The organism is Blautia aquisgranensis (assembly GCF_040096615.1).
GTDB lineage: Bacteria > Bacillota > Clostridia > Lachnospirales > Lachnospiraceae > Blautia_A > Blautia_A aquisgranensis.
Window position 1 is genome coordinate 104,570 of the sequence record NZ_JBBMEJ010000008.1, and the last position, 13,558, is coordinate 118,127.

Annotated in this window: 10 protein-coding genes; all 10 read right to left on the reverse strand. The window is 43.2% G+C overall.

Features of this window, described 5'->3' with window-relative positions:
- Window positions 1–5: 5 nt before the first annotated feature.
- Window positions 6–299, reverse strand: a complete 294-nt coding sequence (locus WMO28_RS08255; protein ID WP_349056645.1) for a hypothetical protein — start codon at window positions 297–299, stop codon at window positions 6–8.
- A 38-nt stretch (window positions 300–337) separates the two neighbouring features.
- Window positions 338–1,501 (reverse strand): aminotransferase class V-fold PLP-dependent enzyme, encoded by a 1,164-nt coding sequence (locus WMO28_RS08260; protein WP_349056646.1) that lies wholly within the window; start codon window positions 1,499–1,501, stop codon window positions 338–340.
- A 4-nt stretch (window positions 1,502–1,505) separates the two neighbouring features.
- Window positions 1,506–2,873, reverse strand: coding sequence for a hypothetical protein (locus WMO28_RS08265; RefSeq protein WP_178645101.1), 1,368 nt, complete (start codon window positions 2,871–2,873; stop codon window positions 1,506–1,508).
- 357 nt (window positions 2,874–3,230) lie between these two features.
- The gene (locus WMO28_RS08270) at window positions 3,231–5,063 is read right to left on the reverse strand and encodes an ABC transporter ATP-binding protein (protein WP_349056647.1); all 1,833 of its coding nucleotides are present in this window, start codon (window positions 5,061–5,063) and stop codon (window positions 3,231–3,233) included.
- On the reverse strand, window positions 5,060–7,222 hold the full coding sequence (locus tag WMO28_RS08275) for an ABC transporter transmembrane domain-containing protein (RefSeq protein WP_178644460.1): 2,163 nt from the start codon (window positions 7,220–7,222) through the stop codon (window positions 5,060–5,062). Before WMO28_RS08275 ends, WMO28_RS08270 begins: the two co-directional genes overlap by 4 nt.
- A gap of 59 nt (window positions 7,223–7,281) precedes the next feature.
- Entirely contained in the window at window positions 7,282–7,740 is a 459-nt protein-coding gene (locus WMO28_RS08280; protein WP_349056649.1) for a MarR family winged helix-turn-helix transcriptional regulator, read from the reverse strand.
- A gap of 255 nt (window positions 7,741–7,995) precedes the next feature.
- The gene (locus WMO28_RS08285) at window positions 7,996–8,169 is read right to left on the reverse strand and encodes a DUF4250 family protein (protein WP_178644462.1); all 174 of its coding nucleotides are present in this window, start codon (window positions 8,167–8,169) and stop codon (window positions 7,996–7,998) included.
- Window positions 8,170–8,392: 223 nt separating this feature from the next.
- A complete protein-coding gene (clpB, locus tag WMO28_RS08290; RefSeq protein ID WP_178644464.1) occupies window positions 8,393–10,975 on the reverse strand; it encodes an ATP-dependent chaperone ClpB in 2,583 nt (860 codons plus the stop codon).
- Window positions 10,976–11,265: 290 nt separating this feature from the next.
- A complete protein-coding gene (locus WMO28_RS08295; protein ID WP_349056650.1) occupies window positions 11,266–11,499 on the reverse strand; it encodes a hypothetical protein in 234 nt (77 codons plus the stop codon).
- Between the two features lie 59 nt (window positions 11,500–11,558).
- A complete protein-coding gene (locus tag WMO28_RS08300) occupies window positions 11,559–13,493 on the reverse strand; it encodes an ATP-binding protein (RefSeq protein WP_349056651.1) in 1,935 nt (644 codons plus the stop codon).
- Between the last annotated feature and the right edge of the window lie 65 nt (window positions 13,494–13,558).

Genomic DNA, 13,558 nt, shown 5'->3' on the forward strand with positions numbered 1-13,558 from the left:
AGATATTATTTTTCCATGCAATCTATGATAGATTCTTCTAACTCTCCCAGCTGATCCTCATGCTTTCCGTGGACAGCAATACGGAAATAATCGTTGCCCTGAATGCCCTTGATCATATAATAATCACTGTCGATCTTAAAAAAAGGCTGCCTCAGCATATCCAGATATGTAAAGCTTCCAAGCCCTTTCAGTTTCAGGATAAACTCCCGCGTGATCGTTCCATCCAGAAGATAGTCCCAGGCAAACCATCCGGACTCTGCACATTTCTCTCTGGAGGGCTGTTTTCCTATGATCTTCATGCTGATTACCTCTTTTCTGTTTTCGTTTTTTCTGCTGCTCAGATTTTCTGTTCTTTAGAACCTGCAATCGAGCCTGCAATCTCCCGTGCTGCCTTCAGAAATGCTTTTATATCCTCTTCCTCCGTAAACCAGGAAATGCTAACTCTTACAGTTCCGCCATTCTCTGTTCCCATGGCTTCATGAATCAGCGGTGAACAATGCAGGCCTGCCCGGACTGTGATTCCGTATCCACTTTCCAGGATGTACGCTGCATCGGAAGCTTTCAGCCCCTGAAAATTCATGCTAAGCACCGGGCCTCTGCAGGTATTCCTGTCACCATAAACTTGCACCTGTGGAAGCTCCTTTAAGCCCTCATACAGCATATCCATAAGATATTTTTCCTTCTCTATAATCGTGGACAAGCCTGTTTTTTCTATGAATTCCAGGCCTGCAAGAAGTCCTGTGATTCCCGGCATATTCTGGGTTCCCACCTCATATTCATAATCGCCGTTCTCATAGGTAAGCTGTGCGCTGTTTCTTCCTGTTCCCCCATATTTCAGCGGCTTCAGCTTAATGCCACTTCGAATATAGAAGCCGCCGGTTCCCTGAATTCCCAACAAACTCTTATGGCCGGTAAAAACAGCCGCATCTGCCTTCCACTTATCGATCTCTACAGGAATACATCCTGCGCTCTGGGATACATCCACCACCAGCAATAAACCATGCTTTCTCGAAAAATCGCGGATCATCTCCATATCCTGTATACAGCCTGTAACATTGGAACAATGGTTCACGATCAGTACCCTTGCATCCGGACATACTGCCTCCTCCAATGCTTTTTCCGAAACTGTACCATTTATCGTACACTTTACAACGTGGACAGGATGTGTTTTTAACTGTCCTATATTTCGGGCTGGTCGTAATACACTGTTGTGTTCTGTCTGTGTGACCAGGATCGGGCTGTCACTTTTTCCGTAGTCCAGTCCTCCCAGAACTGTATTCATACTTTCCGTTGCCCCTGATGTAAAAAAGATTCTCTCAGTCTCTGAAATACCAAGAAGTCCCCCTAATTTTTCCCGGCAGAGAACCTCCACATCCTTTTTCATAATTGCACTGCCGCCCCGGAACTGCGAAGCAGGCATGCCACTAAGACACGCCTGCACTGCTTTCAGAACAGCAGGAGGCTTCGGCCAGGAAGTTGCTCCGTTGTTCAGATAGATCATCCAATCATCCTTCCAGAATATTGAAATTCATAACCTTTGCGATCTTCTTGATCATCTTTGTATAATCACCGAAGATCAGTACCTGATGATGTCCGAATCCTGCCAGATTGTGCATGAATTCTCTTGCATCGTCCATCTGGATGTAATAGAACGGACTACAATAGGTATCTGCATACTCAGAGCGGATAACCTTACCTTTCTTGATACACATGGTATCACCTGCCGGGTTGAAACGTCCAAGTGTGATATAATCATCTTCATTCTCTGTGAAATCAACCTGAAGCTTGCCGCCAAATCCCTGACCTGTGAATGCCCAGAGCTTGTAAGCAAGAGGTTTTGTTCCGTAACCGTTCATCTGAAGTGCAGGCACTGCATGATGAATGCGGAGAAGCTCGTCTGTCTCATGATTCGGATTGCCCATGAATGCCGGACGTTTTGCCGCATACTGCATGATCAGCATAGCCATCAGTGCATTCAGATCCTCCTCACATCCGCTTGGAATTCCCTCATCCTTCATAATGGAATGGCACATGCAAGGTGTAAATTTACGGTTCTGCGGAATCTCAGTCGTACACAGCTCATGGCATGCAGTTGAGAACGCGTTGCAGTCATAAATATCCATCATCTTTTTCGCTGCCAGATAATATTTCACATCATTGATGAACCAGTCTGTGTTCACCTGTGTATCGGTAGATCCTGCAATGATCTTATCTGCGATCGGTTTTGCTTCCTCATCGGTGATCTCATCCATATATTTGAAGATAGAAGTAAACGGAAGCTTCACTACCTCAAATCCATAACGTTTACGGAGAATCTCCGGATCACGGATCAGACTCTGAATTCCAAATGTAGGCTGTGAGCCGGCTGTCAGTACAAGTGCTCTTGTGTTACGAACCGCTTTTCTTACCCAGAGGATGTGCGCGATCTCATTGACATCCTGAAGGTCCATACAGACATAAGCCTCTACTCCGATGGAACGGCAGTATGCTGCAAAATCAATTCCTTCGTTTCCATTCTGCCAGATGATCACCGGCTTTCCAAATCTCTCCAGTTTTGGAATTCTCCATCCCATGCAAAGGAAGCAGTCGATCTCATCCACATTTTCCCCAATCTTTTCAAAAAGCTCTTTTTCAACAACAAAGGATTCGTTGTAACGGACATCCAGCGGCTCTGTGAATTCCACTTCATCAATAACACCCTTCAGTCCCTCCACCGAACTTCTGAATGCTTCATCTGCTGCTTTTGTCTCAGCTTCAACAGTCATATCCTCTTTATGTCCGGCACGACATGGTCCCTCCCAGAAATGTGTATGTGTCAGACATCCAACCAGCGGTTTCACTACAAGTTTCATATCCATTGCTTTCTGCTTCATAACAAAAATCCCTCTCTTTTCGTTTACATTATACAGTTTGTAGTTGTTCCGTACACTCGATATATCCTATTATACTGTATGAATTTAGGAATTCCTCCTCATTCTTCCGAATAGTCTGTACTTTCTTACGATTTTTAGTGTTTTTTCACATATTTTATTTTATTTTTCCTATCGATTTTATATGAAATATACAATAAAAAATCACCAGGTACAACCTGTGTTCTGCAGCAATTCCAAAATTTATAAATGCTGCAATTTACAAGCCGCACCTGGCGATTTCTGTTTTTAACTTATGCTTGTCACATCAATCGGACGTTCGGAATCCGCTTCGCTACTTCCTCATGAACAAAAACAAGCTTACGCTTGTTTTTGTTCGAACTGACTGTTATAAAGATCAGCATAGAATCCTTTTCTTGCCAGCAGTTCTTTGTGGTTGCCCTGCTCGATGATATCTCCATCCTTCATAACAAGAATCAGGTCTGCGTCCTTAATCGTGGAAAGTCTGTGGGCGATAACAAAACTTGTTCTGCCCTTCATCAAATTATCCATGGCCTTCTGGATCTGCATCTCTGTTCTGGTATCAACAGAAGAAGTTGCCTCATCCAGGATCAGGATCTTATTGTCTGCAAGAATTGCCCTTGCGATCGTAAGCAGCTGCTTCTGTCCCTGGGAAACATTGCTGGTCTCCTCATCCAGAACCATCTGATAGCCGCCCGGCTGCTGCATGATAAAGTTGTGGATATGAGCCGCTTTTGCAGCTGCGATCACCTCTTCATCGGTTGCATCCAGACGTCCGTAACGGATGTTTTCCATAATGGTTCCAGAGAACAGCCAGGTATCCTGAAGCACCATTCCGAACATCTCACGAAGATTACTTCTGTTGAAGTTTCGGATATCGTGTCCATCAACTTTGATACTTCCGCCATTCACATCATAGTAACGCATCAGCAGCTTGACCATAGTAGTCTTTCCTGCTCCTGTAGGTCCTACGATCGCGATCTTCTGACCGTCATGAACCTCTGCGGAAAAATCATGTACAATGATCTTATCCGGATTATAACCGAATTTTACATGGTCAAACTGTACATTACCTTCCAGTCCCTCAATGGAATCCGGATTCTCCGGCTGGAGTTCTTCCTCCGGCTCCTCCAGGAATTCAAATACACGCTCGGAAGCTGCTGCGGAAGACTGCAGAAGGTTCGTAACCTGCGCGATCTGCTGAATTGGCTGTGTAAAGTTACGGATGTACTGGAAAAATGACTGGATATCACCAACCTCAATGGTTCCCTTGATGGCAAATACGCCACCAAGAAGTGCTACCATTACATACCCCAGGTTTCCTACAAACTGCATGATCGGCATCATCATACCGGAAAAGAACTGAGATTTCCATGCAGATTCATACAGTTTCTGATTATCATGCTCGAATTCTGCAAGAACATCTTTTTCTTTATTAAAAACTCTGACTACATCATGGCCACCGAAGTTCTCCTCAACCTGACCATTTACTTTTCCCAGATATTCCTGCTGTGCCTGGAAATATTTCTGGGAATGCTTCATCACCTTGTTGATGATGAACATGGAGATTGGCAGGATCAGAAGAGCTGCCAGTGTCATCCATACATTGATGGAAAGCATCATGATGAATACACCGATCAGTGTAGTCACAGATGTGATTAGCTGTGTCATACTCTGGTTGATACTCATCTGCAGGGTATCCACATCATTGGTTACTCTGGAAAGGATCTCACCGTTTGTTCTGCTCTCAAAATATTTCATCGGAAGACGGTTGATTTTCTTTGAGATATCCTTTCGGAGATTATAAGTAACATCATTGGAAATTCCTGTCATTACAAAGCCCTGGATCAGGGAAAAGCATGCGCTTGCCAGGTAAAGTCCCAATGTCCACAGAAGGATCATACCGATCTTGTCAAAATCAATACCGCCTGTACCGTTTACCTTTGCAACCAGACCTTTGTAGAGCTCTGTAGTCGCTTTTCCAAGGATCTTGGGACCTGCGATATTAAACGCAGTACCTGCCACTGCAAAGATAAACATCAGGATAAAACGAATTTTATATCTTCCCATATAGCGGAACAGCTTTTTCATAGAGCCCTTGAAGTCCTTGGCTTTCTCTGTTGGCTGCATTCCGCGTCCGCCCATATGGCCTCTTCTTCTCTGCTGACTCATGCCAATTCCTCCTCTGATAACTGACTCATGGCAATCTGACGATATACCTCACAGGATTTCATCAGTTCTTTATGACTTCCGATTCCTGCCATATGACCATCATCCAGAACGATGATCTTATCTGCATTCAGAATCGTACTGATACGCTGCGCCACGATAATAGTTGTTGCTTCTTTTGTATGTTCTTTCAGTGCTTTTCGAAGTGTACTGTCTGTTTTGAAATCCAGTGCGGAAAAGCTGTCATCGAAGATAAAGATCTCCGGATCTTTCGCAATGGCTCTCGCAATGGAAAGTCTCTGCTTCTGTCCGCCGGAAACGTTGCTTCCGCCCTGAGCGATCGGAGAATCATAGCCTTCCGGCTTGGTATCGATAAACTCTGTAGCCTGGGCAACCTGAGCAGCTTTTTTCACTGCATCCTCAGAAATCTCTGTCTTTCCGTAACGGATATTGGAATCGATCGTTCCGGAGAAAAGCACTCCTTTCTGCGGAACATATCCGATCCGGTCACGGACATCCTTCTGTGTCATTTCACGGACATCTACTCCGTCAACCTTTACAGAACCATTTGTCACATCGTAGAAACGAGGAATCAGATTGATCAGGGTACTCTTACCGCTTCCTGTACTTCCGATGATCGCTACTGTCTCACCTTTTTCTGCTTTAAAGGAAATATCGGTGATAACGTTCTCACCGGCTTCCGGATATGCAAAACTTACATGGTCAAATTCTACAGTTCCTTTTACATTTTCGGACGGCTGTACCGGATTCTCCGGATCATGAACACTGACTTCTGTCTCAAGTACTTCATTGATACGACGTGCAGATACATTTGCTCTCGGAAGCATAATAGACATGGCTGTGATCATCAGGAATGACATGATGATCTGCATTGCATACTGGATAAATGCCATTACATCACCAACCTGCATACTTCCGTTATCTACTGCATAAGAACCGCTGTAAATGATCAGCACGGAAATTCCGTTCATGATCAGCATCATTACAGGCATCATAAATGTCATACAACGGTTAACAAAGAGGTTGGTTTTTGTAAGAGTCATATTTGCCTCTTCAAAACGCTCCTCCTCATGTTTCTCACGGCTGAATGCACGGATAACCGGAATACCGGTAAGGATCTCACGGGTTACCAGGTTCAGTTTATCTACCATGGTCTGTAGTGCTGTAAATTTCGGCATTGCGATCTTAAACAGCAGGATCATAAATGCTAGGATCAAAACTACGGCAACAGCCAGGATCCATGTCATGGAAGAATCTGTCTTCAATACCTTCAGTACACCGCCGATTCCAAGGATCGGCGCATAAAGAACGATACGGAACATCATGGACATTACCTGCTGGATCTGCTGGATATCATTAGTACAGCGGGTAATGAGAGATGCCGTTGAGAATTTATGATATTCTCTGCTGGAAAAACCGATAACCTTGTTGTACACCATTCCACGAAGATCATGGCCAAGGGAAGCGGCCACTCTTGCGGAAAGAAATACCACACACACCGCAGCCATCATTGTTACCAGAGCCATCAGTACCATGCGGATGCCTGTAGACTTCATATAATCCATCTGAATGGCATCTACATCCTCTCCCATAGCTTCATACTCTGCACGAACGTAGGAAACACCTGCCTGTGTAATAATGGATTCCTGCATCTTATCGATCTTCTCACTGACCTGCTCCTTCATGGCAGATAATGCCTCTTTCGGCATCTGTGCAAGAGCAGTGAGCGGATCAACACCTTCCGGAATTCCCATCTTTGCAAGTGCTGCTTTTGTTTCTTCGCTGTCGGATGTGAACGTGGAAACGATCACCATCGGTTTGCCGAAAATAGAATTCAGTTCCTCTCTGTCATCTGCGGAAATCTTATCTTTTAATACAAGCTCATCTCCGTCTTCTTCATAAAACTTATCAACAGTTTTTGCATCATCGTCATCCATAAACAGCTTCAGACTGTCCATAGATGTTTTTCTGATCTTCTCAGGAACACTGTCTTCAATACCGTTCTGCTGAATTCCCACATTGATGATATTGGATGTGTAATTCGGCAGAGACAGATCACAGTATGCCTGGAGAAAAAGAAGCGCGATGATGATCACAATGTAACCTGCTGACTTTTTCAGATACTTCATCAGTTTGATCACGTTTCTGTTCCTTCCTTTCTGTCATACAATATTTTTCATTACTTTGTTTCTTCCAGATTTTATTCCGGCTGTATCTTATCTATATTTTCCAGAATCTGTTTCAGAAATCTCCGAAGAAGGCATTGTTCTGTTTCACTGAAGCCTTCCAGCATCACAGATTCATTCTCTCGGATTCGCTGTAATGCCCTGGCTTTCGTTTCTTTGCCCTTCTCAGTCAGATAAATCCTGGCTATACGCTGATCCTTCTCATCTGGTTTCTTATAAAGAAACCCTGCTTTCTCCAGTCTCTGTACTGAGACCGTTACTGTCGGCGGCTTGATTCTCAGGATCTCCGCCAGCTCCTTCTGGCTTAAACCTTCCTTCTTGGAAACCATCCCCAGAACCGGAATCTGTCCCGGATAAATTCCAAGTCCCTGCATCTGCCCGAAGCATTTCGCCATAAAATAGCGGTCCACCTTCATAAACAGAGACAAAAGACTATTTTCTTTTCCCTTCTCATCTTCCTCCTCACAAAACACGACATCACTCCTCTCTTACTCCGATCCGAATTCATTTAATTAGTCGGCTAACTATATATAATATACATCTGCACAAAAAATACAACTGTTTTTTGTGAATTTCACACTTTTTTTAGATTTATAAATTCTTAAAATAGAATTCCTATTATCTATATTCTTTTGTCGGACTAACTTTTTATTTCCCTGCACACAGCAAAAAAATCCATGTTCCATAAGTTCACATCACTTATAGAACATGGATTTTCTTTTCGCTTCTTAGACAAACTGGTTCGCAGCCGGATCATACACATAATCGATTGACGCAAGCTTTTCCTCCAGCTCTTTTCTGTCGGCATTTTTATCTTCGCAGAACGCATCCAGCGAACCGTAAAAATCTCTCAGCTGTGTATTCATATAGCTCAAAAGCATTACCGGATCCTTTGGTATCATAATTTTTTCCATCCTTTTCCTGATATTTTCTGATAGCATTACTATCTTACCAATATTCGATTTTGTCAAGTAGTCAAAAGATTTTTGCTTTCACAAAAAAGAACTGCCAGGCTCTGATCTTTCATCCAAAGATGAATTCTGATCAGAACTGACAGTTCTTTTATTTGTCAATCTATATTTTCATTGAATCAAGGAGTTACTTTCTTTGACCAGGTACTTCTGATCATTTCGTGCTGACAGTAAACTCTCCATCCTTCACATCCAGAATGATGGTATCACCGGCATGTACATCACCGGAAAGGATCTTCTTTGCAGTCAGTGTTTCCACATAATTCTGCAGATAACGCTTCAGCGGACGTGCACCGTAAACCGGATCATATCCGTTATCCACTACCATCTGTTTCGCTGCATCCGTAAGCTCCAGGGAAAGCTCCTGGTCAGCCAGACGGTCACTGAGTTCTTTTACCATAAGATCTACGATCTTGCCTACATTATCCTTGGTCAGCGGCTTGAACATGATGATCTCATCCAGACGGTTCAGAAACTCCGGACGAAAGTGTCCACGGAGATCTGCCATAACTTGCTCCTGTGCCTCCGGCTTGATATCACCTTTCTCATCAATACCATCTAGCAGATACGGCGAACCGATATTCGAGGTCATGATCAGAATCGTATTCTTAAAGTCAACGGTACGGCCCTGAGAATCTGTGATACGTCCGTCATCCAGCACCTGAAGAAGTACGTTAAATACATCCGGATGTGCCTTCTCGATTTCATCAAAGAGTACAACACTGTACGGTTTTCTTCGAACAGCCTCAGTCAGCTGACCGCCTTCTTCATATCCTACATATCCTGGAGGCGCTCCGATCAGACGGGACACGGAATATTTCTCCATGTACTCACTCATATCAATACGAACCATGTTCTGCTCATCGTCAAACAGTGTGGCAGCCAGAGTCTTGGCAAGCTCTGTTTTACCAACACCGGTTGGTCCAAGGAACAGGAAAGAACCGATTGGCTTCGTAGGATCCTTGATACCTGCTTTTGAACGAAGGATGGCATCTGTTACAAGACGTACACCTTCATCCTGACCTACTACACGTTTATGCAGTTCATCCTCAAGACCCAGAAGCTTCGTTCTCTCACCTTCTGTCAGCTTGGTTACCGGAATACCGGTCCATCTGGAAATAATACGCGCAATCTCATCATCAGTAACAGCCTCATGTACCAGGCTTCTGTCACTTTCTTTGACCTGCTTCTCCTCTACTTCCAGCTGCTGCTGAAGCTTCGGCAGCTCACCATACTGCAGCTCTGCTGCCTTTTCCAGATCGTAGTTCTGTTTTGCTTTCTGGATCTGTTTATTGATATCCTCGATCTGCTCACGTAATTTCTGAAGCTTCTCTACGGAATGTTTCTCATTATCCCACTGAGCTTTCTGTGCATTAAAAGTATCTCGTAACTCTGCCAGCTCTTTCTGCAGATCCTCCAGTCGCTCTTTGCTGAGATTATCAGTTTCTTTCTTAAGAGCAGATTCCTCGATCTCCAGCTGCATGATCTTACGTCTCTGCTCATCCAGCTCTGTCGGCATGGAATCCAGTTCTGTCTTGATCAGTGCACAGGCCTCGTCTACAAGGTCAATGGCCTTATCCGGAAGAAAACGGTCTGTGATATATCTGTGTGAAAGGGTAGCTGCTGCAACCAGTGCACTGTCTGTAATCTTAACGCCGTGGAATACCTCGTATCTCTCCTTCAATCCACGAAGAATAGAAATGGTATCCTCAACCGTAGGCTCATTTACCATAACCGGCTGGAAACGACGTGCAAGTGCAGCATCCTTCTCAATATACTGACGGTACTCATCCAGAGTTGTAGCACCAATACAGTGAAGCTCACCTCTTGCCAGCATAGGCTTCAGCATGTTTCCTGCATCCATGGCACCATCTGTCTTACCTGCACCAACGATCAGATGAAGCTCATCGATGAACAGAATAATCTGTCCTTCGCTCTTCTTCACCTCTTCCAGTACCGCTTTCAGACGTTCCTCAAACTCACCACGATATTTGGCGCCGGCAACCAGTGCACCCATATCCAGTGCAAAAATCTTCTTATTCTTAAGGCCTTCCGGTACGTCCCCTGCCACAATACGCTGTGCCAGTCCCTCAATGGCTGCTGTCTTACCGACACCAGGCTCACCGATGAGAACTGGGTTATTCTTGGTTTTACGGGAAAGGATACGGATGATGTTTCGGATCTCCGCATCACGTCCGATCACCGGATCCAGCTTCTGGTTCTTCGCCTTCTCTACCAGATCCTCGCCGTATTTATTCAAAGTATCATAGGTTGCCTCCGGGTTGTCACTGACAACTCTCTGGTTTCCTCTGACTGTAGAAAGTGCCTGAAGAAAACGCTCTCTGGTGATTCCAAACTCATCAAAGATCTTCTTCATACTGGGGCTTGGATATCTCAGCATGGAAAGAAACAGATGCTCAACAGAGACATACTCATCTCCCATAGCCTTGGCTTCATCCTCCGCACTGACCAGTGCCTTGTTCAGATACTGACCGAAACGAAGTTCTCCACCCTGAACCTTAACCTTGGCATCCAGAGCTTTCTTAACAGTGTCAACAAAATATTCCTTCTGAATCTCCATCTTCTCGATCAATTTGAGAATCAGGCTGTCTTCCTGTGTAAGTAATGTATACAGAAGGTGTTCTTCCTCGATCTCCTGGTTGCCATATTCGTAAGCAACCTTCTCCAGATCCTGGACAGCCTGTACGGATTTCTGTGTAAATTTACTGATATTCATAGGCTTTCCTCCTATTCTATGAAAAGCATTTCCGGCACTTTCGTTTCGGAAATGCTGTAGCTTTTTTCTTGTTCTAGGAGAAATATAACACTATTTGTTAGCACTGTCAAGAGGTGAGTGCTAATTATTTTATGAAGAATTTGTGAAGCCTTGATTTTGCAGGCTTCACAGGGATTTTTCACTTGCTTTCGCACTCGATTTTCTTGATTTGACCACATTTTTACGACAAATTCTTGAAAAAATATATTCGTCTGATTTTCTTACCACATTTTACGACAACGACTTCTGGTTTATACCACAGCAGGTATGGTTTCCGGCAGATTCATTTTAGACATCTCGTTTTCCACGTGAGACTTAGCCAATACTTTTGCCAGAAGTTCCGGATCGACTTCATCAGCAACAGGTGCATTATTATTTTCCTGCTGTACATACATCTGTGGATTCAGATTCTTTATCTCATAAAATGCTTCTGCAAAAAGCTCTGCAATTTTCCTTCGGTCATCATTCAGAATATGAGAGTACACATCCTTATCATTTCTTCATCACAATATGGACATTTCATGCTGATTTACCTCCTATAAGTTCAGATAAGATTTCGCATTATAGAGACAGATACCTCATCCATGTTAAACGGCTTTGAGATATGCCCATTCATACCAGAATCCAACGAAGCCTGAATATCTTCTTTGAAAGCATTAGCAGACTGGGCTATGATAGGAATGGTTGCTGCATCCGGACGTTCCCCGCTCATTGTTCGGATTGCCTTCGTTGCCTGATATCCGTTCATTTTTGGCATCATGATGTCCATCAGGATAATGTCATAAGTACCTGCAGGGTTAGATGCGAACAGTTTGACTGCATCTTCCCCATCTACAGCACGAGTTACACACATACCGGCATCTTCCAATAATGTCATTGCCAGTTCAGCATTTAAGTCATTATCCTCAACCAAAAGCACCTTAACGCCATTGAGACTGATATTCTGTACAGTCTTCTGTTCTGGAATTTCTTTTTCATCGGCAAGTTCCATGGGAATTTCGACTGTAAAAGAAGAACCACAATTCTTTTTACTTTGAAACGTAAGTGTTCCACCCATCAACTCCACATATTGCTTGGTAATAGCCATCCCCAGCCCGGTCCCTTTATACTGAGTACGTGCACCATTATTTTCCTGCGAAAATGGCTCAAACAGCTTTTTCTGAAATTCCTCGCTCATACCAACACCCGTATCTTTGACTGTATAGGATGCCACGATATGGCGTTCATCTACTCCTGGACGAGTACTCATTTCAAAAGTAATAGTACCACCATCTTCTGTGAATTTAACTGCATTATTCAGAAGGTTCGTCAATATTTCACGAATTCTGGTGGAATCTGTCATAACATAGAGCATCGATGGTCTGTTGCGATGTACTTCAAAGTTGAGATTTCTATCCAAAAGAAGTCCATCCATGATTGCAATCACACTATCAATTAATACAGGAAGATTCACGGGCTCAGGTGAAAAGGATACTTTTCCACTTTCAATACGACTCAAATCCAGTACCTCATTTAACAACAGCAGTAAATGATTAGAACTTGTTTTGACCTTTTGCAGACTGTCATGAATCTCATTTATATTCTGTTGGTGTAGTGCAATGTCTGTAAACCCAATGATGGCATTCATCGGGGTACGTATATCATGAGACATATTAAGCAAGAAAGAAGATTTGGCTCTGTTGGCAGAATCCGCTTTTTCTGCAGCATCTTCTAATATCATTTTTTGTTTGAGTTCTTCTTCTTTACGCTTTTTACAATAAAAGAAACAACCAATACACAATACTAACAGTACGCATCCGGCGATTATTCCCACAAAAAGAGACACTTGTTTTGTCCGCTCGACAAGACCATATACAGATTGCATATCCATTTCAATGCATAACGCACCAACAACTTCACTGGTTCCATTTGATTCATCTGTTACGGGATAGCAAGCTGTAAAAATAGGACCCCAGTTCGTATCGACGATGTCCTGAGAATAGACGGTCTTGCCAGAAAGTGCTTTTTCGATGTAAGGAATCATCTCATCCTCAATATAATCCCCTGGATGCCGAACATCTTTTGCTGTAGGATCAAGACCATCTACAACATAGATAAGTTTATTTTCTTCATTTTTGGTGGCCATATATAGATATCTGGTCGAATTCAGGGTCCGTATTTCATTTAGATAGGATGAAATATCATGATACATTTTTTTATTTTCATCGTCTTTGTTGCGAATTTCGGTAAACTCTTTCTTTCCAAGTCGTTCATTTACCAGCTTATGTATTACACCAGCACTTGCCGTGTCACGCTCAATTTCTGTCTCAAGTGCAATATTAGTGTATGATTTATGCAGAATAAATGTATATGCGGATGCTAATAAAATAATAGCAAGCGTCAAAAACGCAAAAAAGCCTACCGAATCCTTCTTAATTTGGGGCTTATATATTTTTCGTGGAGTGTGGGTCTTCCAATTTTCTTGCTCATTTTCCATCATACATACCTCATTATTTTTTATCTGTCATTGTTCCATATTTTCAGATCTGACACAATATAGAGCTT